1 tRNA gene is annotated in these 331 nt (G+C 67.1%); it reads left to right on the top strand.

From position 1 onward, the window contains the following. Nucleotides 1–5: 5 nt before the first annotated feature. Nucleotides 6–79, top strand: a tRNA-Met gene (locus C5N14_RS31550). The last annotated feature ends 252 nt before the right edge of the window (nt 80–331 follow it).

Here is a 331-nt window from a genome sequence, read left to right as displayed (position 1 = left end):
GCCGACGCGGGGTGGAGCAGCTCGGTAGCTCGCTGGGCTCATAACCCAGAGGTCGCAGGTTCAAATCCTGTCCCCGCTACTCGTTGGAAAGGCCCCGGAGGAAACTCCGGGGCCTTTCGCGTTGCCTGCCCCGGGGGCGTTGCCTGCCCCGGGCGTTGGCTTCCCGCGATCCGCGATCCGCGAACTTCTCGACACGATGATCGACACCGGGTGCGGGATCTCGGGGTCTGCCAGTGCTCGGAGACCGCGACATGCCGCACGCCGGGTCGATGATTCGGCCGACTCGGGGGGCCGGCTGATCTCCGTCCCGGGGATGCGATAAGCTTTGAAA

Origin of the sequence: Micromonospora sp. MW-13 (genome assembly GCF_003434305.1) — a bacterium.
Classification (GTDB): Bacteria; Actinomycetota; Actinomycetes; order Mycobacteriales; family Micromonosporaceae; genus Micromonospora.
Note: the sequence above shows the minus strand (reverse complement) of the source record. Positions and strands in the feature narration are given on the sequence as shown.